The sequence below is a fragment of the Paraburkholderia sp. DHOC27 genome (assembly GCF_003429005.1).
Lineage (GTDB): Bacteria > Pseudomonadota > Gammaproteobacteria > Burkholderiales > Burkholderiaceae > Paraburkholderia.
Map to the genome: position 1 here is coordinate 655,064 of NZ_QVQV01000003.1, position 18,813 is coordinate 673,876.

Consider the following 18,813-nt stretch of genomic DNA (forward strand, 5'->3'; position numbering starts at 1 on the left):
CGTCACCATTTGTCGCGCAGCCGTTCGCGCGGAAGATCATAGTGTTTCGCCTCATTTCGCATGGAAGGGAACATGATTTTCGGCGACACGATTCTCGAAACGCGCGGGCTAACCAGAGAGTTCAAGGGTTTCGTCGCCGTGAATGGCGTCAACCTGCGCGTGCGCCGGGGGTCGATCCATGCGCTGATCGGTCCCAACGGTGCAGGCAAAACCACCTGCTTCAATCTGCTGACCAAGTTTCTCGAGCCCACCTCGGGTCAGATCGTCTACAACGGCATCGACATCACGCGCGAGCGGCCCGCACAGATTGCGCGGCGCGGCATCATCCGTTCGTTTCAGATTTCCGCGGTGTTTCCACATCTGACAGCATTGCAGAACGTGCGGATCGGCCTGCAACGTCCGCTCGGCACCGCTTTCCACTTCTGGAAGAGCGAGCGCACGCTGCGTCAACTGGATGACCGTGCGATGGATCTGCTGACGCAGGTCGGTCTGACCGATTTCGCCGATGTGCTGACCGTTGAATTGTCGTATGGCCGCAAGCGTGCGCTGGAAATTGCCACGACCCTTGCGATGGAACCCGAGCTGATGCTGCTCGATGAACCCACCCAGGGCATGGGTCACGAGGACGTGGACCGCGTCACCGCGCTGATCAAGAAGGTTTCGAGCGGCCGCACCATCCTGATGGTCGAGCACAATATGAACGTGATCGCCGGCATCTCGGACACGATCACGGTCCTGCAACGTGGCGAAGTGCTGGCCGAAGGCACGTACGCCGAAGTGTCGAAGAGTCCGTTGGTCATGCAGGCCTATATGGGCAGCGCCGATGCTGCGCTCGCCGGAGCCCACGCATGAATACGCTGGCGGAGCGCGAGAACGTCGAGGTGAGCGGGGTCGCGGCGGAGCCTGCGCTGGAGATCGCCGGTTTGCAGGCGTGGTACGGCGAATCCCATATATTGCATGGCGTGAATCTGACGGTGAACCGCGGTGAAGTGGTGACGCTGCTCGGTCGCAATGGCGCGGGCCGGACCACGACGCTGCGCGCCATCATGGGACTCACCGGGCGTCGCACCGGCTCGATTCGCGTGGGTGGACGCGAGACGATCAATATGCCCACGCATCGTATCGCCCACTGCGGCATCGGATATTGCCCGGAAGAGCGGGGCATTTTTTCGAGCCTTTCGTGCGAGGAAAATCTGCTGTTGCCGCCGCCGGTTGGTGACGCCGCGCACATGATGTCGCTCGATGAAATCTACGCGATGTTTCCTAACCTGCAGGAACGCCGTGCCAGTCAGGGCACACGTCTCTCGGGCGGTGAGCAACAGATGCTGGCCGTGGCGCGCATCCTGCGCACGGGTGCGAGTCTGCTGCTGCTCGATGAAATCTCCGAGGGTCTCGCACCGGTCATCGTACAGGCCCTCGCGCGCATGATCGTCACGCTCAAGGCGCGTGGCTACACGATCGTGATGGTCGAACAGAATTTCCGCTTCGCTGCGCCGCTCGCCGATCGCTTCTACGTGATGGAACACGGCGGCATCGTCGAGCACTTCAATGCAGGCGAACTCGAAAGCAAGATGCCGGCGCTACACGATTTGCTCGGGGTATAGATGCGGATCGGTGCCGATTGCCTCTGATAACCACAAGCTCGGAAACCAGGAGACAGCAAATGAAAATGACGACCCTCGCGCGGCTTTCGGTGTTCTGTTTTGCCGCGACGGCCAGCGCGGCGCTGACCGTGGGCAGTGCGCGAGCCGCTGACGACGCAGTGAAGATCGGTTACATCACCGACATGTCGGGGCTGTATGCGGATATCGACGGGCCGGGCGGGCTCGAAGCGATCAAGATGGCCATTGCCGACTTCGGCGGCAAGGTCAACGGCAAGCCGATCGAACTGGTCTACGCGGATCACCAGAACAAGGCGGACATTGCTGCGTCGCGCGCACGGGAATGGTTCGATCGCGATGGCGTCGACATGCTGCTTGGCGGTACGAACTCGGCGACGGGTCTGTCGATGAATCAGGTGGCGGCCGAAAAGCACAAGCCTTATATCAACGTTGGCGCCGGAGCCGACACGATGACTAATGAGCAGTGCACACCCTACACCGTGCACTACGCGTACGACACGACCGCGCTCGCCAAGGGCACCGGCTCGCAAATCACCAAACAGGGCGGCAAGACGTGGTTCTTCCTGACCGCCGATTACGCGTTCGGCAAGGCGCTGGAAAAAGCCACCTCGGACGTGGTGAAAGCCAACGGCGGACAGGTGCTCGGCGATGTGAAGCATCCGCTGTCGGCCTCCGACTTCTCGTCGTTCCTGTTGCAGGCGCAGGCCTCGAAGGCGCAGGTGCTTGGTCTCGCGAATGCCGGTGGCGACACCGTCAACTCGATCAAGGCCGCCAAGGAATTCGGCATCACCAAGACGATGAAGCTCGCGGCGCTGCTGATCTTTATCGACGACATCCACAGCCTGGGGCTCGAGACGACGCAAGGCCTCACGCTGACCGATAGCTGGTACTGGAACAAGGACGCCACCACCCGCAAGTGGGCCGAGCGCTACTTCGACAAGACCAAGAGGATGCCGTCGAGCCTGCAGGCCGCGGACTATTCGGCCGTCATGACCTATCTGAATGCAGTCAAGGCAGTCGGCTCGACCGATGGCGACAAGATCATGGCCCAGTTGAAGAAGACGAAGATCGACGACTTCTATGCGAAGGGCTATATCCGCGAAGACGGCAGCATGATTCACGATATGTATCTGATGCAGGTGAAGACGCCGGCGGAATCGAAAGAACCTTGGGACTACTACAAGATCATGGCGACGATCCCGGGCGACCAGGCGTTCACGACCAAAGCAGAGACGCGCTGCGCGTTGTGGAAGTAAGCGCTGGCGAGGACCGTCTGCTGGTTTGCAATCTGCTGGCAGAGCGCTGCCGGTAGACGAGAGGTTTTTCACGCCAGGCGTGCATTGGGGTCGTCCGCATTTTGCAACGCCGCGGACTGCTCGATCTCTCCTTGACGATAGCTTAAGGATTCAATGGAAATCTTTGGCATTCCGCTGTCGGCGATGCTGAGCCAGTTATTGCTCGGGCTCGTGAACGGCTCCTTCTACGCAATCCTGAGTCTGGGGCTGGCGATCATCTTTGGACTGCTCAATGTGATCAACTTCGCCCACGGCGCGTTGTTCATGCTGGGCGCGATGCTCACGTGGATGGGTCTGGCGTATTTCAACCTGCCGTACTGGGTGATGTTGCTGGTCGCGCCGCTGGTGGTGGGCGCGTTCGGCATCGTGATCGAACGTTCGATGCTGCGCTGGCTGTACAAACTCGATCATCTGTATGGACTGCTGCTGACGTTCGGCGTGACGCTGGTGGTGGAGGGTGTGTTCCGCTCCATCTATGGTTCGTCCGGGCAGCCCTACGATGTCCCCGAGGCGCTTTCCGGCGCGACCAATCTCGGCTTCATGTTCTTGCCGAACTATCGCGCGTGGGTGGTGTTGGCCTCGCTGGTGGTGTGCTTCGCGACGTGGTTCGTCATCGAGAAAACGCGGCTCGGCGCCTATCTGCGCGCGGGCACGGAGAATCCGAAACTGGTGGAGGCATTCGGCGTCAACGTGCCTTTGATGATTACGCTGACGTATGGCTTCGGCGTGGCGCTCGCGGCCTTCGCCGGCGTGCTGGCCGCGCCGGTGATCCAGGTCTCGCCGCTGATGGGGCAGCCCATGATCATCACCGTGTTTGCGGTGGTGGTGATTGGCGGGATGGGCTCGATCATGGGCTCGATTCTGACTGGGCTGCTGCTCGGCGTGATCGAAGGATTCACGCGGGTGTTCTATCCGGAAGCGTCGGCGACCGTGGTGTTCGTCATCATGGCGCTGGTCCTGCTGGTGCGGCCAGCGGGTCTTTTCGGCAGGGAAAAATAATGCAAAGGAAAGTGCTCTACGGGCTGCTGCTGCTCGCGCTTATCGCGGTGCCGTTTATCGGCATTTATCCGTTGTTCGTGATGAAGGTGCTGTGCTTCGCACTGTTCGCGGCCGCGTTCAATCTATTGATCGGCTACACGGGGTTGCTGTCGTTTGGTCATGCGATGTTTCTGGGCATGGCCGGCTACACCACCGGTTATGCGATTCAGTCTCTCGGCTATTCGCCCGAGCTGGGCGTGCTCGCGGGCACAGCGGCGGCAACGCTGCTTGGTTTCGTCGTTGGCCTGTTCGCCATTCGTCGTCAGGGCATTTACTTCGCGATGGTCACGCTCGCACTCGCGCAGATGGTCTACTTCGTGTTCTTGCAGGCGCCATTCACGCATGGCGAGGATGGGCTGCAAGCGGTGCAACGCGGCAAACTGTTCGGCGTGCTCGATCTGTCTTCGGATATCGTGCTTTATTACGTCGTACTGGTCGTGATGGTGCTGATGTTCCTTCTGATTGTGCGGATCGTTCACTCGCCCTTTGGGCAGGTGCTGGTAGCGATCAAGGAGAACGGGCCGCGTGCGGTTTCGCTGGGTTACGACACCGATCGTTTCAAGCTGCTTGCGTTCGTGCTGTCTGCCGGCATCGCGGGATTGGCGGGTTCGCTGAAGGTGCTGGTGCTCGGCTTCGAAACCTTGAGTGACGCGTACTGGACCATGTCCGGGCTGGTGATTCTGATGACGCTCGTGGGGGGCATGGGCACGCTGTTTGGCCCGCTGCTGGGCGCGGCGTTGATCGTGGCGCTGGAGGATCGACTCGGCGACATTGGCGGCGCGCTGGCTTCGTGGACGGGCGTGCAATGGTTCAATTCGCTCGGCGAGTCGGCGACCATCGTGACGGGTCTGATTTTTATTGCCTGTGTGCTGGCGTTTCGACGCGGCATCGTGGGGGAAATCGTCGCGCGGGTGCGACCACTGCGAGCTTGATGCATATGATCGAGGTTGGTATTTAGTTCGGTATCCGATACAAATTTAGCGTGATGACGAGAGCTGGACGAGAAGAGCATGATGCTCTGGATGCCCCAAATATGTGCCCCATTACAGTGCTGCGATGCACCACTAGGGTAAATGCTAGTTGTCCCAAATGGGGGGGTTGTTTAATCTTCCACCAGTTCTGATGAACACCGAATTTGCAGGTGGAGAACGAGGAGACAATGAGGCGCTAAGCGCCCAGACGAAAGCGCTGTTGGATTGATATCCAACAGCGCTTTTTATTTGTGCGTCGGAAATTGCATTGCGGTTTTTTAATCGACTCTGCGTTGCGTCTTTGTCTGCTTTCTTTAGTCGGGCGGTTTGTTTCCGGGATGTGTGATGTGTCTGGATGCGCCGTTCCGCGGGGTCTTTGGGGCTCTTGGTTCAACGTCGTCATCTGATTTGCGGATCACGCGTTTCCTTCTCTTCCTTTAAAGCTGGTCGGTCGATCAGCGCGCCGACAAACTCTACTAATTTTTAGCCAAGTAAATCGGGCCGCCGTTTATTTGCCCAATGGGCGGGCATTTGCCAAATCAGCAAAACGTGAATTGGACTGGTTATCGGTTGGTATTAACCGGTCGCGTTTTGCCGCGTATTGCAAACGGTGTGACCTGAATGAGTTATGGCTAAGGTGAATGTATCTGCGGCTTGATGCGAACCATAAAATCCGGCTGGTGAATACGCGAGGGCGGCCTTTTTGAACCTGATCGAGCGGCCCGGTTGGCTAGCGCTGCGCGTGGTTTTGCGGCGGAGAAGGGCGTGTTTGGCGCTTCGGCATCGAGTCGCTGGTTTCACACGCTGTGTTCGCGTGCCGGGCAAGCGGATGGCTGTAGGCGTTTGGAGGCAGGGAATAAGCGCAGATGGGCCTACAGACGTTCGGGTATGTGAAAGTCGAGGTGCCAGTGTGGGCGACGAGGCAGGTTGCATCGCTCGGGATTCTTGAGAAGAACCCACACTCCTGCCGCTTGGAGATTTGCCGTGGAGAGCGTGCGGTGCATCGCGCTCCCGAGGGCAACGCATCTGAGTAAGGCGCGTGTTGAACGTGGGTAAGCCGATCGACGATGACTGTTTGTGTACTGTCAGCGGTTCGAGCATCACGTGGAGGGCGCTCGACGCGACGGATCCCGTCTCCAGGGGTAACGCACCGATGATTCTGATGGTCGCGTGGCCACGGCCATTGCAATTTAGCCTCAAGAGCGCTCGTGGGCTTTGGAGAGGCCGTAGACCGATAGCGTGGCAGCGTATGGGAAGTGCCCTTCATGGTCTCGCCAATGCCACGGGTGCCAAGTGGTATGCCGTCCTTCACGGCGGGGTCTCCACGCATCATCTGACGCTGCTCGCGAATGAGTGCGACGTTTGCACGGACTCTTCGACGACGGAGCAGAGGCCGACACAACGGCGCTCGTAATCACGCAATAGGGCGCGTCTCTGTGGCTGGCAACGATCTCGTCGTGCTGCTGACGGCTTTGGTTGCGGCGCTTCTCGTTGTCGTGGCGTTGCGACCAATGAGCCATTTTCTGTTGCTACGCGCGATCGCGTGAGGTTTGACGTTGTTCTACCGATTTCGGAATTTCGCGCCGTGACCGCGTTCGAGGTTATCAGTGGAATTGCGACGCGCGAGCTGTCCGGGATTCCGTCTGGAATCGGGGTGCCATGTCTATTTGCCGGATCTGGCTTGTATCGATGGCGCCGTGTGATGTCTGTTCAAAAGTTGCTTAATAAGCTGCCGAAGCGGGCGGCTCGGGCGCTGCAGTTAGATCCTGGGGCAGGCGGTGGGCGTCAACATGGCGTGGATGCGGTTGGCAACTATTGTTTGCATGACGGCTTTGAAAACGTTGCCATTTGATGCGCTTGTTCGGTCGCGAAAGTGTTTGGGGAGGCGCCGGGCGGCCTTATGGTGCAGAAGAACCAAAGGATGCGAAAGGGGAAGCGGTGCCGCACATTCGCTACCTCAGTCACGAAGCCATAGGTACAACGATGCTGACGGGCCGGCGCCGGGTCGGCACTGCATTTTTGGAATAGGCGGTGCTTTTTGTTGCTATCCGAGGCTCTAGTTGCAGTTGCTCACTGGACTCGATCCACCGGCATGCATTATCAGGGCAAGGAAGTGCACAGCGGCCACGTCGCGCTGCGTGAAAGGAGAAGGGAGAAGGGAGAAGGGAGAAGGAATAAGCGTGTTTGCGGTGGAGCACGATATTTGACTTCGCCATGAGTCTTACCGGTCACAAAAGGTAAAGAAGATGTTCCGGCTGTCCTCGGAGCGCATCTCGAACCGGTGCGCGAGGATAACAACGAAATTCCGCCAAGTGGACCTCGAATGGGAAGGGCTTGTGTTCGGTGGGAGAAACGAACCGCGGTATTCTGCTGGAGTCATTGAACGCCTCGAGCAGGTTGTCTCGGTAGTCGGACAAAAAGGTGCGGGCGAATCCGAGTTTGTAATTACGATCATGGGCGTCCTACTCGCGTGTTGGGCCACGCTCAAGAGGTGCCTACGTACAAAGACGAGAACGTCTGCGGTTCGCGTCGAGCGGGAGGCATATGGCACATGCCTCGACCCGAGCTAATGTGAATTGCCCGCAACGATGAGCGACGAAGACAACTCGACACTCCGCATCTGTCAACGTAGACAGAGAGGGGAGCGTACTTTTACCGATCGGCTTGAATCGGGCTCCACGCTCCTGCGGCACCGCGCATCACAAGCGAGCGTTCGACGCGCTTGCAGAGCAGAGCCGCGAACGCGGACTATCGGGCGACTGTCAGGGTGAGGCTGAAATATTGGTGCTCGGTGCGTGTGCTGGTCCTCTGCCGGGCACCCATACATTGCGAAGAAGATCCACGCGGCCCGCACGCCGCGCGAAGCGGATGTAGCGGTCGTCTAAATCGGTGGACCCTGAAAAACGACTCTGCTGCGCGTGATTGATCCCTCGCTCCACGGCTACCCACTTTGGACCTGATCAATCGCCGTTGCACTGGAGACGGCGAAGGCGGAGCCGACACAAAATCCGCGCTCTATAGAGACATTGCTCAGACTGAGCGAAAAGAATCGCAGCGCTCGCCTTGGCAAGGCAGGGTGCCGCTTTAGCCGCCATGTTCCACGTGAAACACACCGCTTTTTTTACGGCTTGGCCATTCGGACGAATTCGGGCCAAAAGCGAACCCGCTATAATCGGCCCTACATTTTCCTTTTGAAGGTTCACGCGCGGTGTCCTGGCGTGAAATCCGCGATGCTTTTTCCCACAGAATTTGACGTAATTGTCGTCGGCGGCGGTCATGCCGGCACGGAGGCCGCCTTGGCGTCCGCGCGCATGGGCAACAAAACGCTCCTGCTGACTCACAATATCGAAACCCTCGGCCAGATGAGCTGCAATCCGTCCATCGGCGGCATTGGCAAAGGCCATTTGGTCAAAGAAGTCGACGCGCTCGGCGGCGCGATGGCCGCTGCCACGGACGAGGGCGGCATCCAGTTTCGGATCCTGAACTCGTCCAAGGGGCCGGCCGTGCGGGCGACGCGCGCGCAGGCAGACCGTCTGCTCTACAAGCAAGCTATCCGCCACCGGTTGGAGAATCAGCCCAACCTATGGTTGTTCCAGCAGGCAGTGGATGACTTGATGGTGGAAGGTGACCGAGTCGTGGGTGCCGTGACGCAGGTGGGAATTCGCTTCCGCTCGCGCGCAGTCGTGCTGACCGCCGGGACCTTTCTGGACGGCAAGATCCACGTCGGTCTCAATAATTACACGGGTGGGCGCGCTGGCGATCCGGCCGCGGTTTCGCTTTCCTCGCGCCTGAAGGAGTTGAAGCTGCCGCAAGGGCGACTGAAGACGGGAACGCCGCCGCGTATCGACGGCCGCACGATCGACTTTTCGAAGCTCGAAGAGCAGCCAGGCGATCTCGATCCTGTGCCGGTGTTCTCCTTCATGGGCCGCGTCGAGCAACATCCGCGTCAGGTGCCGTGCTGGGTTACGCACACGAACGAACGGACGCACGACATCATTCGCGGCGGCCTGGATCGGTCGCCGATGTACACCGGCGTGATCGAGGGGGTGGGGCCGCGTTATTGCCCGTCAATCGAGGACAAGATCCATCGTTTTGCGTCAAAAGAGTCGCATCAGATCTTCCTCGAGCCGGAAGGCCTCACCACCAACGAGTTCTATCCCAACGGAATCTCCACCAGCCTGCCGTTTGACGTGCAGCTGGATCTGGTTCGTTCAATGGTCGGGCTCGAGCATGCGCACATCCTGCGCCCCGGCTATGCGATCGAGTATGACTACTTCGATCCGCGTGGACTGAAAGCCTCGCTGGAAACCAAGGTTATCAACGGGTTGTTTTTTGCGGGCCAGATTAACGGTACAACGGGCTACGAAGAGGCTGCCGCGCAGGGATTGTTGGCAGGTATCAATGCTGGCTTATTCGTGCAAGGCCGCGACGCCTGGTGCCCGCGGCGCGATCAGGCATATCTTGGCGTGCTGGTCGACGATCTGGTTACGCGTGGCGTATCTGAGCCTTACCGCATGTTTACAAGCCGGGCCGAGTATCGACTCAGTCTGCGGGAAGACAATGCGGACATGCGCCTGACCGAGATCGGCCGCGAGTTGGGAGTGGTGGACGACGTACGTTGGGACGCGTTCAGTCGGAAGCGTGACGCTGTTTCACGTGAAACAGCGCGTCTCCGTACGACGTGGGTGAATCCCAAGACGCTGTCCTCGGAAGAAGCGACCGCACTGTTGGGCAAAGCAATCGACCACGAATACAGTCTGGCCGATCTTTTGCGGCGTCCTGGTGTGACGTACGACGGCGTATGCGGGCTGCGCGAAGGCGCTTGTGGTCCCGCCGAAGCCTTGGCTGACGACGAAGTTCTGCTGGCGCAGATCAAGGAGCAGATCGAGATCGGCATCAAGTATCAAGGCTACATCGAGCGTCAGGCTGGCGAAATCGAGCGCAATGAGTCGCACGAGAACACCCGCTTGCCGGATGGCCTCGACTACGCCGAGATACGCGGCTTGTCATTCGAAGCGCGTCAGAAGCTCACCCAGTTCCGCCCTGAAACGATCGGTCAAGCCTCGCGTATTTCCGGCATTACGCCTGCGGCGATTTCGTTGCTCATGGTGCATCTGAAGCGCGGCTTGGGACGTCGTTCGGTGAAACCGTCCGAGCCCGGTGCCGACTCGACGCCGGTGGCGCAATGACGGTTCGGCAGAAAAGTAACAGCGGTGGCGACAGGGAAGCGCTGTCGTCTTTGTTAGTCGAAGGGGTGGAGGAGTTAGGTCTTGACCTGAGTCAGTCCCAACTCGATAAGCTGCTCGACTACGTCGCTCTGCTCGGCAAATGGAACGCCGTGTACAACCTCACGGCCATTCGCGATCCGCGGCAGATGCTGATTCAGCACATTCTGGATTCGCTTTCTATCGTGCCGCATCTGGCCGGCCGCGGGCCGTCGTCGGTACTAGACGTCGGGTCTGGCGGCGGCTTGCCGGGCATCGTGTTGGCGATTGTTTTACCGGACTGGACCATCACGGTAAACGACATCGTCCACAAGAAGACGGCGTTTCAATCGCAAGCCAAAGTAGAACTCGGACTTGGCAACCTGTCGGTCGTGACGGGGCGTGTCGAGTCGCTGCAACCCGGCGTTGAAGTGCCGGCTAAATTTGACGTGATCGTCTCGCGCGCATTCGCAGAACTCGCGGATTTCGTTACACTGGCCCGTCATCTGGTTGCGCAGAACGGAGCGATCTGGGCCATGAAAGGCGTCCGTCCGGATGGCGAGATCGAGCGCCTGCCGGCGGGTGCGGAGGCCAGGCAGGTGATCCGGCTCAAGGTGCCGTCCCTCGACGCGGAACGGCATCTCATCGAAGTCGTCCTTGCTCCCATTTCTTGAATCAGATTTATCAGACATAAACGCATTCCGACTCATCCAGGCTGCATAAGGGACACACCAACGATGGCAAAAATCTTCTGTGTTGCGAACCAGAAGGGCGGCGTCGGCAAGACGACGACGACAGTCAACCTCGCCGCGAGCCTCGTATCGCAAGGACAGCGTGTTCTCCTCATCGACCTGGATCCGCAGGGTAACGCCACGATGGGCAGCGGCATTGATAAGGCAGCCTGCACCAACACCGTCTACGAAGTGCTGGTGGATGGCGTGGCAATCGCAGACGCACGCACGCGGCCGGAAGCCGTGGGCTACGACGTGTTGCCCGCCAATCGTGAACTCGCCGGCGCCGAAGTCGAACTGGTCAGCGTAGAGAACCGCGAGCGCCAGCTCAAGGATGCGCTGGCCGCCGTGGTGAATGAATACGATTTCGTCCTGATCGACTGTCCGCCGGCATTGTCCCTGCTGACGCTCAATGGTTTGTGCGCGGCGCATGGTGTGGTGATCCCGATGCAGTGCGAGTATTTCGCACTCGAAGGGCTGTCGGATCTGGTCAACACCATCAAGCAGGTGCATGCCAACCTGAACCGCGATCTGAAGGTCATCGGCTTGCTGCGCGTCATGTTCGATCCGCGCATCACGCTGCAACAACAGGTTTCGGACCAGCTGAAAGAGCATTTTGGCGACAAGGTGTTCGACGTCGTCATCCCGCGCAATGTGCGTCTGGCGGAGGCGCCCAGCTACGGCTTGCCGGGAGTGGTGTTCGACCGGGCATCGCGCGGCGCGCAGGCCTATGTGCAATTCGGCGCGGAAATGATCGAGCGGGTGCGCGCGATTTAACGCGCAACTGAATAGCCGAATCAGGCTAGATGCGTGTCACGCCATGCACAGAAAGGGCGGTCACGGGACAGCAGCAGAACGGAACCATTGAAGCGAGCCGGCGTTTTCATGAAAGGAAGCACGATGAATGCAGTAGCGAGGAAGAAGGGTTTGGGCCGCGGGCTGGAGGCCTTGCTCGGCGGCAGCGCGGACATCACCGAGGCGGTGAAGATCGAGGGCGCCCCGAACGTCTTGCCGCTCGGCAAGTTGCAGGCCGGCAAATATCAGCCGCGCACCCGCATGGACGAGGGCGCGTTGCAGGAACTCGCCGCGAGCATCCGTGCGCAAGGTTTGATGCAGCCCATCCTCGTGCGACCTGTCTCCGCCGACAAGTACGAAATCATCGCGGGCGAACGCCGTTTCCGCGCGGCCCGCCTGGCCGGACTCGATGAAGTGCCGGTGCTGGTCAGGGACGTACCCGATCAGGCAGCCGCCGCGATGGCGCTGATCGAGAACATCCAGCGCGAAGACCTGAACCCGCTTGAAGAAGCACAAGGCATCCAGCGGCTGCTCGATGAGTTCAGCTTTACGCATGAACAGGCGGCCGAGTCGGTGGGGCGCTCGCGCAGCGCCGTTTCCAACTTGCTGCGCCTGCTGAATCTGGCCGCCCCCGTGCAAACCATGTTGCTCGCCGGTGACCTGGACATGGGCCACGCGCGTGCGCTGCTGGCGGTCGACGCGGCCACGCAGATCACGCTGGCTAACCAGGTGGTCAACAAGCGCATGTCGGTGCGCGAAACCGAAAAGCTGGTGACATCCACCACCAAGGCCGCGCCCGCCGTGAAGGCAAAGGCAAACAACGATGGCGGCCGTGATACGCGCCGTCTGGAAGAAGAACTGTCGGACTTGCTGGCCGCGACGGTCAAGATCAAGCTTGGCCGCCGTGGACGTGGCCAGGTGCTCGTGGATTTCGGCGACCTCGACGCACTGGAGGGCATTCTTGTCCGCCTGCGCGGCAGCGCGACCGCCTGACCGACGGTCGCCGTGACGAGCGCCGGGCACGACACCCAGACATCCAGCCACCCAGTACGCAAGCTCATCTCGTATGCGGCGAAGGAACCGGTACTGTCGGTTCTCGTCGTCGCGCTGATTGCGCTGCAGTGGCTGCATCCACGCCCCTGGCTTTCACTGCCGGGCCTGATAGACTGGCAGACGGTCCTGACATTGGCAGGACTCCTGATCTTGACCAAGGCAGTGGAATTGTCAGGATTCCTGATGTGGATGGCGCACCGCGTGGTCCATCACATCCGTTCGGAGCGCAGCCTCGCGTTTCTGCTGATTGGTCTCGCGGCCGCGCTTTCCACGCTGCTCACGAACGACGTCGCGTTGTTCGTCGTCATTCCGCTGACGTTGTCGCTTCACAAGCTCACGCCGTTGCCTTTGAAGCGGCTCGTGATTTTCATCGCGCTTGCGGTGAATGCAGGTTCGATCCTCACGCCGCTCGGCAATCCGCAAAACCTGTTTCTGTGGCAGACCAGCGGTGTTTCGTTCGGCAGTTTCGTCTGGGCGCTGGCACCGCTGTGCGCGGCATTGATGATCATGCTGTATGCGCTGACGGCCGTGAGCTTTCGCGGCAAGGCGCTCGATCTGTCTAAAGACGCCGAGCCGCATCCTGTCGACCGCACGCTGGTTGGCGTCGCCGCGGTGCTGTTCGTAGGTTTCGTTCTGCTCGCGGATTCGCATCGTGCGGGCATCGGACTCGCGGCCATCATGCTCGGCTTCCTGCTGTGGCGACGCGAGATCGTCCTCAAGATCGACTGGCTGCTGCTGCTGATCTTCGTCTTCATGTTCATCGTGCTGCGCAGTGTCGCGGCGCTGCCGTGGGTGCATCAGACCGTCGGCCAACTCGGGCTTGCTACGCCGTTGCGCGCCTACGCCGCCGGGGCGGTGCTCTCACAGGCCATCAGTAACGTGCCGGCCGCGATCATGCTGGCCGAGTTCACCAAAAACTGGCGCGCGTTGGCGTTCGGCGTGAGCGTGGGAGGGTTTGGCATTGCCATTGGCTCATTGGCCAATCTCATCGCCGTACGCCTTTCAAATGAACGCGGCATGTGGCTGAAGTTTCACCTCTACGCCGTGCCATTCTGGCTGGTCGCCGGGGTGGTCGGCGGGTGGCTTTTGTTGCATATATGACACGGACGCGGAAGCGTCATCGTGGTACGTCGCGAGCACCAGGTCGGGCCAACGCCAATTGCATTTTTAGCCGTCCCCCGACAGTCTTACAGTTGACGTCCGTTACCGTCCAAAAGCCGTTCTTCCGCATGATGGGGTGGCGTTTCACGCGCTTTATTGAACGGCCTAAAGTCTTGAATTGCCTGCAACTATCGCTTACAATCGCCCGGATTTAATTGCACGGCAACCCCGTAAGTACTGCGTAAGCTGACGGGCTGGAATACGACTTTCGGAACACTGCGATGGCGGTCAAAACGTCGAATCAAGCGCCGGAAAATGGGCACGACGAACCCCGCGAAGCGCACCACGTTTCCGCCGTCACCTCCGGTCAGTCGTCCACGCGCGAAGAGGCGTGGGACGCCGAGCAACAAGATAACAATATCGTTCCGCTCACGCGGGCTGAAGCGGAAAAGCTCTTCGGTCCAAACGTGAGTCGTCCATCGCGTGTCACGCCTTTCAAGGTCGTGGCGGCGCAAATGGTTTTGTCCCTGGGTGCTACGCTGGTGTGGTGGCTGTTCTACAAGCCGCCGGGCGCTGCTGCGCTGTCCGCGTTCCTGGGGGGAGCAATTTGCTGGGTGCCAGGCGCGCTGTTTGCGGCGCGCCTAAGAACACTGAGCGGCGCCGAAACAGTCATGAGCTGGATGATCGGCGAAGCGCTCAAGATGGGGACAACGATTGCGATGTTCGTAGCCATCGCATTCTGGTATCACGACGTACGCTGGGTGCCGCTGCTCGTGACCTACCTCATTGCTTTGAAGACGTACTGGATCGCGCTCGCGTGGCGATGACGCCTGACGCGGATGCAACGAGATACTGGCTGGCGCGAGGCGCCGGCAAAAGGCGCGCGAGTATGACATGACTCGCGCCGGCGTGTTCCCGCAATACAGCATTGCGGCGGGAGCAGCCCGGACCGATTTTCGACAATTTGGGTGGCATTAACGATATGGCAGCTAGCGAAGGAACGCGCGCGATGGATCCGTCCGAGTACATCGCGCACCACTTGCAGAACTTCTCCACCGCGCACCAGACGTCGATTTTCGATATTCACGTCTGGAATCTGGATACGCTGTTTTGGTCGATCCTCTGCGGCCTGGCCACGATCTTCATCCTGCATCTCGCCGCCCGCAAGGCAACGTCGGGCGTGCCGGGGCGTTTCCAATGCGCCATCGAAATGCTGGTCGAGATGGTCGAGGATCAATCCAAGTCGATGATCCACGGCAGCCGCACCTTCATTGCGCCGCTCGCACTCTTCGTGTTCGTCTGGGTTGCCCTGATGAACTCGCTCGACTTCATCCCCGTCGACCTGCCGGGCCGTGTCATCGGCTGGCTCGGTTTGTCGGAAGTCATCCCGCACCATCGCATCGTCCCGACGGCCGACCTGAACGGCACCATCGGCATCGCGCTTGGCGTGTTCGTGCTGATGATTTACTACAACTTCAAGATCAAGGGCGCTGGCGGCTTCATCCATGAACTGCTGTCCGCTCCGTTCGGCGCGCATCCGCTGCTGTGGATCCCGAACCTGGCACTGAACATCATCGAGTTCGTCGCAAAGACGGTCTCGCTCGGCATGCGGCTGTTCGGCAACATGTACGCGGGCGAACTGTTGTTCCTGCTGATTGCCCTCTTGGGCAGCATCTGGAGCTTCGGCGCGGACACGACGGTGCTTGGCTTCATCGGCCACGTGATCGCCGGCAGCGTGTGGGCCATCTTCCACATTCTGATCGTGCTGCTGCAGGCGTTCATTTTCATGATGCTGACGCTGGTGTATCTCGGCCAGGCACACGACAAGCACTAACCTGCTCTGTCGACAAAGAATCGCTTTAAATTTTCAAATCCCAGTTCCAACCAGTTCTAAAAGACTTTTCACAAAGGAGTGATCATGCAAGCTTTCATCGCCAACATCCAGGGTCTGACCGCCATCGGTATCGGCATCATCATCGGCCTGGGTGCAATCGGCGCCTGTATCGGTATCGGTCTGATGGGTGGCAAGTACATCGAAGCATGCGCTCGTCAGCCTGAACTGATGAACCCGCTGCAAACGAAGATGTTTCTGCTGGCTGGTCTGATCGATGCGGCGTTCCTGATTGGCGTTGGTGTGGCAATGCTGTTTGCGTTCGCGAACCCGCTGCTGTCGAAGCTGGCAGGCTGAGGTTCCTCGGAAGTTTGCGCCTGAGCTATAACTGGTAAGGGCGCAGGGCGGAACGGGCACTCGGGCGCTGATCGAATACAGAATCGATGAGCGCCTTGCCGTTTCACTTTCCGAACTAGCAACGTTTAAGGAAACACCGTGAATCTCAACGCAACCCTGTTTGCGCAAATGGTCGTGTTCCTGATCCTCGCGTGGTTCACGATGAAGTTCGTGTGGCCGCCGTTGGTCAACGCCCTCGACGAGCGCGCAAAGAAGATCGCCGACGGTTTGTCTGCCGCTGAAAAGGGCAAGGCTGAACTGGAAGCGGCTCACAAGCGCGTCGACCAGGAACTGGCGCAGGCACGCAACGACGGCCAGCAACGCATTGCCGACGCCGAAAAGCGCGCAGTCGCGCTGGCTGACGAAATCAAGGCGCAGGCGCAAGCTGAAGCCGCCCGTATCCTCGCGCAAGCGAAGGCCGATGCAGATCAGCAGGTCGTGAAGGCGCGTGAAGCGCTGCGCGGCGAAGTGGCTGCGCTGGCGGTCAAGGGCGCTGAACAGATCCTGAAGCGCGAAGTCGACCAGGCGGCACATGCCGACCTGCTGAATCAACTGAAAGCCGAGCTCTGATCATGGCCGAACTTGCAACCATCGCCCGTCCGTACGCAGAAGCGCTGTTTGGCGTGGCCGAAGCTGGTGACGTCGCCGCCTGGTCCTCGTTCGTGCAGGAATTGGCACAGGTTGCGCGTCTGCCCGAAGTGCTGTCTATCGCCACGAGCCCGAAGGTAAGCCGCGCCCAGGTCAGCGATCTGCTGCTGGCTGCGGTCAAGTCGCCGCTCAAGGACAACGCGCAGGCGAAGAATCTGGTGCAAATGCTGGTGGACAACCACCGTCTGCAATTGCTGCCCGAAATCGCCGAGCAGTTCGAAGCGTTGAAGAACGCCCGTGAAGGCGCGGCTGACGCGTTGATCGTCAGCGCGTTTCCGCTCGAAGGCGCCCAGCTGGATGAACTCGTCGCCAGTCTCGAACGCAAGTTCAAGCGCAAGCTGAAGCCCGTGGTCGAGATCGACTCGTCGCTGATCGGCGGAGTGCGCGTGACGGTCGGCGATGAAGTGCTCGATACCTCGGTCCGCGCGCGGCTTGCCAGCATGCAAACGGCTCTGACGGCCTGAAGCGCCGCAAGCGCTTAAGCGGCTGGCACGCAACAGAATTGACTATCAGGAGCGAATAATGCAACTCAATCCCTCTGAGATCAGCGAGCTGATCAAGAGCCGGATCCAGGGCCTTGAAGCGAGCGCAGACGTTCGCAACCAGGGCACCGTGATCTCCGTGACCGACGGTATCGTGCGTATTCACGGCCTGTCGGAAGTGATGCAGGGCGAAATGCTCGAATTCCCGGGCAACACCTACGGTCTCGCACTGAACCTCGAGCGCGACTCGGTCGGCGCCGTGATTCTGGGTGAGTACGAACACATTTCGGAAGGCGACATCGTCAAGACGACGGGCCGCATTCTCGAAGTGCCGGTGGGTCCGGAACTGCTCGGCCGCGTCGTCGACGCACTCGGCAACCCGATCGACGGCAAGGGCCCGATCAACGCGAAGAAGACCGACGCAATCGAAAAGATTGCACCGGGCGTGATCTGGCGTAAGTCGGTGTCGGAGCCGGTCCAGACCGGCCTGAAGTCGATCGACGCAATGGTGCCGGTTGGCCGTGGCCAGCGCGAGCTGATCATTGGCGACCGTCAGTGCGGCAAGACCGCCGTTGCGGTTGACGCGATCATCAACCAGAAGGGCAAGAACCTGTTCTGTATCTACGTCGCGATCGGTCAGAAAGCGTCGTCGATCATGAACGTGGTGCGCAAGCTCGAAGAAACCGGCGCGATGGAATACACCATCGTCGTGGCGGCTTCGGCTTCGGAATCGGCTGCGATGCAATACCTCGCACCGTACGCCGGCTGCTCGATGGGCGAATACTTCCGCGACCGCGGTCAAGACGCGCTGATCGTGTACGACGACTTGACCAAGCAAGCGTGGGCATACCGTCAGATCTCGCTGCTGCTGCGCCGCCCGCCGGGCCGCGAAGCGTATCCGGGTGACGTGTTCTATCTGCACTCGCGTCTGCTGGAGCGTGCTGCACGCGTTTCGGAAGAGTACGTCGAGAAGTTCACCAACGGTGAAGTCAAGGGCAAGAGCGGTTCGCTGACGGCACTGCCGGTCATTGAAACGCAGGCTGGCGACGTGACCGCGTTCGTTCCGACGAACGTGATCTCGATTACCGACGGCCAGATCTTCCTGGAAACCGACCTCTTCAACGCAGGTATCCGCCCGGCTATTAACGCCGGCGTGTCGGTGTCGCGTGTGGGCGGTGCCGCTCAGACGAAGGTCGTGAAGAAGCTGTCGGGCGGTATCCGTACCGACCTCGCGCAGTACCGTGAACTGGCTGCGTTCGCGCAGTTCGCTTCCGACCTCGACGAAGCCACCCGCAAGCAGCTGGAACGCGGCCGCCGCGTGACGGAACTGCTCAAGCAGCCGCAGTATCAGCCGCTGCAGGTGTGGGAGCTGGCGGTTGCGCTGTTCGCAGCGAACAACGGCTACCTCGACGATCTGGAAGTCGCGCAAGTGCTGCCGTTCGAAAAGGGCCTGCGTGAGCAACTGAAGTCGAAGCACGCTGACCTGATCAAGCGCATCGAAGACACCAAGGAACTCTCGAAGGACGACGAAGGCCTGCTGCATACGGCTATCAAAGACTTCAAGAAGTCCGGCGCTTATTGATCCGCGAGTGACCCGCAAGGCATAAACGGACCTTGAAGCGGCGCGGGCCGCATGAACATGCCCC

The 18,813-nt window shown here is 59.9% G+C and carries 16 protein-coding genes; all 16 read left to right on the forward strand.

Annotated features, from left to right (window positions below):
- The first annotated feature begins 72 nt into the window (after nt 1–72).
- The 16 genes from D0B32_RS14980 (at nt 73) to atpA (ending at nt 18,749) form a co-directional block, all read left to right on the forward strand.
- Nucleotides 73–852 carry an ABC transporter ATP-binding protein gene (locus D0B32_RS14980; RefSeq protein ID WP_117334723.1) on the forward strand — a complete coding sequence of 260 codons (780 nt, stop codon included), beginning with the start codon at nt 73–75 and terminating at the stop codon, nt 850–852.
- Nucleotides 849–1,604, forward strand: coding sequence for an ABC transporter ATP-binding protein (locus tag D0B32_RS14985; RefSeq protein ID WP_117334724.1), 756 nt, complete (start codon nt 849–851; stop codon nt 1,602–1,604). The genes D0B32_RS14980 and D0B32_RS14985 overlap by 4 nt, the downstream gene beginning before the upstream one ends.
- A gap of 59 nt (nt 1,605–1,663) precedes the next feature.
- Nucleotides 1,664–2,878 (forward strand): ABC transporter substrate-binding protein, encoded by a 1,215-nt coding sequence (locus D0B32_RS14990; RefSeq protein WP_117334725.1) that lies wholly within the window; start codon nt 1,664–1,666, stop codon nt 2,876–2,878.
- Nucleotides 2,879–3,031: 153 nt separating this feature from the next.
- Nucleotides 3,032–3,916 (forward strand): branched-chain amino acid ABC transporter permease, encoded by an 885-nt coding sequence (locus tag D0B32_RS14995; RefSeq protein WP_117334726.1) that lies wholly within the window; start codon nt 3,032–3,034, stop codon nt 3,914–3,916.
- On the forward strand, nt 3,916–4,887 hold the full coding sequence (locus D0B32_RS15000; protein ID WP_117334727.1) for a branched-chain amino acid ABC transporter permease: 972 nt from the start codon (nt 3,916–3,918) through the stop codon (nt 4,885–4,887). The genes D0B32_RS14995 and D0B32_RS15000 overlap by 1 nt, the downstream gene beginning before the upstream one ends.
- A 3,269-nt stretch (nt 4,888–8,156) precedes the next feature.
- Nucleotides 8,157–10,115 carry a tRNA uridine-5-carboxymethylaminomethyl(34) synthesis enzyme MnmG gene (mnmG, locus tag D0B32_RS15010; RefSeq protein WP_117334729.1) on the forward strand — a complete coding sequence of 653 codons (1,959 nt, stop codon included), beginning with the start codon at nt 8,157–8,159 and terminating at the stop codon, nt 10,113–10,115.
- Complete coding sequence (rsmG, locus tag D0B32_RS15015; RefSeq protein WP_117334730.1) at nt 10,112–10,804, forward strand: 16S rRNA (guanine(527)-N(7))-methyltransferase RsmG; 693 nt, start codon at nt 10,112–10,114, stop codon at nt 10,802–10,804. Before mnmG ends, rsmG begins: the two co-directional genes overlap by 4 nt.
- 63 nt (nt 10,805–10,867) lie before the next feature.
- Complete coding sequence (locus D0B32_RS15020; RefSeq protein ID WP_117334731.1) at nt 10,868–11,638, forward strand: ParA family protein; 771 nt, start codon at nt 10,868–10,870, stop codon at nt 11,636–11,638.
- A 123-nt stretch (nt 11,639–11,761) separates the two neighbouring features.
- Nucleotides 11,762–12,649 (forward strand): ParB/RepB/Spo0J family partition protein, encoded by an 888-nt coding sequence (locus tag D0B32_RS15025; protein ID WP_117334732.1) that lies wholly within the window; start codon nt 11,762–11,764, stop codon nt 12,647–12,649.
- 12 nt (nt 12,650–12,661) lie between these two features.
- Nucleotides 12,662–13,810 carry an SLC13 family permease gene (locus tag D0B32_RS15030; RefSeq protein WP_117334733.1) on the forward strand — a complete coding sequence of 383 codons (1,149 nt, stop codon included), beginning with the start codon at nt 12,662–12,664 and terminating at the stop codon, nt 13,808–13,810.
- 281 nt (nt 13,811–14,091) lie between these two features.
- Nucleotides 14,092–14,637 carry an ATP synthase subunit I gene (locus D0B32_RS15035; protein ID WP_117334734.1) on the forward strand — a complete coding sequence of 182 codons (546 nt, stop codon included), beginning with the start codon at nt 14,092–14,094 and terminating at the stop codon, nt 14,635–14,637.
- Between the two features lie 155 nt (nt 14,638–14,792).
- A complete protein-coding gene (gene atpB, locus D0B32_RS15040; protein WP_117334735.1) occupies nt 14,793–15,644 on the forward strand; it encodes a F0F1 ATP synthase subunit A in 852 nt (283 codons plus the stop codon).
- Between the two features lie 84 nt (nt 15,645–15,728).
- Nucleotides 15,729–15,998, forward strand: coding sequence for a F0F1 ATP synthase subunit C (atpE, locus tag D0B32_RS15045; protein ID WP_007180033.1), 270 nt, complete (start codon nt 15,729–15,731; stop codon nt 15,996–15,998).
- A gap of 138 nt (nt 15,999–16,136) precedes the next feature.
- Entirely contained in the window at nt 16,137–16,607 is a 471-nt protein-coding gene (locus D0B32_RS15050) for a F0F1 ATP synthase subunit B (protein WP_117334736.1), read from the forward strand.
- A gap of 2 nt (nt 16,608–16,609) precedes the next feature.
- Nucleotides 16,610–17,149 (forward strand): F0F1 ATP synthase subunit delta, encoded by a 540-nt coding sequence (locus tag D0B32_RS15055; protein WP_117334737.1) that lies wholly within the window; start codon nt 16,610–16,612, stop codon nt 17,147–17,149.
- 58 nt (nt 17,150–17,207) lie between these two features.
- A complete protein-coding gene (gene atpA, locus D0B32_RS15060) occupies nt 17,208–18,749 on the forward strand; it encodes a F0F1 ATP synthase subunit alpha (RefSeq protein WP_117334738.1) in 1,542 nt (513 codons plus the stop codon).
- Nucleotides 18,750–18,813: the final 64 nt, after the last annotated feature.